This window comes from Caenispirillum bisanense (assembly GCF_039523075.1).
Lineage (GTDB): Bacteria > Pseudomonadota > Alphaproteobacteria > Rhodospirillales > Rhodospirillaceae > Caenispirillum > Caenispirillum bisanense.
On the sequence record NZ_BAAAEP010000136.1, the window covers coordinates 1 to 598 of the forward strand.

At 48.5% G+C, this 598-nt stretch carries 1 protein-coding gene and 1 pseudogene; one reads left to right on the plus strand and one right to left on the minus strand.

The window, feature by feature from the left end; genetic code table 11:
• Nucleotides 1–76: 76 nt before the first annotated feature.
• Nucleotides 77–490, plus strand: a complete 414-nt coding sequence (locus tag ABD056_RS22795; protein WP_343870595.1) for an Rrf2 family transcriptional regulator — start codon at nucleotides 77–79, stop codon at nucleotides 488–490.
• Nucleotides 491–494: 4 nt separating this feature from the next.
• Here the strand turns inward: ABD056_RS22795 and ABD056_RS22800 are convergent.
• Nucleotides 495–598 (minus strand): annotated as a pseudogene (locus ABD056_RS22800) (RidA family protein); the annotation flags it as partial.

A 598-nucleotide genomic window follows, 5' to 3' on the forward strand; every position in this document is an offset into this window, starting at 1 on the left:
AAGTATCATCAAATGATACGTAAGTTGTGGTTTTTGTCAAACATGCTGATAGATGACGGAATGAAGGACCTAAATAATGAATAAAGACACACGTTTGTCTGACGTGCTGCATGTTTTATTGCATCTTGAGCATGCAACAGAGCCTGTAACTTCAGAGGTGTTAGCGCAGAACATGGGGACTAATCCAGCCGTGTTTCGTCGCACTATGGCAGGCTTGAGAGAGGCAGGTTATGTGATGTCTGGTAAAGGTCACGGCGGAGGCTGGAGCTTAGCCCGCCCTCTGGAACAGATCAGTCTTGCTGATATCTACAATGCACTGGGTCGGCCAGGCTTATTTGCTATCGGCAGCCGATCTCAGCATCCGGACTGTAAAATTGAGCAGAAAGTGAATAAGGCGCTGGCCGATAGCATGCAGCAGGCTGAAGCTTTATTGGTCCAGCGTTTTGGCGAGGTGGCACTGGGTCAGTTGCGGCCAGAACAAAGCCCTTAGGCCTTTACTCAGGAATACGGGCTATCACTTTAATCTCAAAATCAAAGCCAGCCAACCAGTTCACTCCGACAGCAGTCCAGTTTGGATAAGGTGGAGTCCCAAAGATCT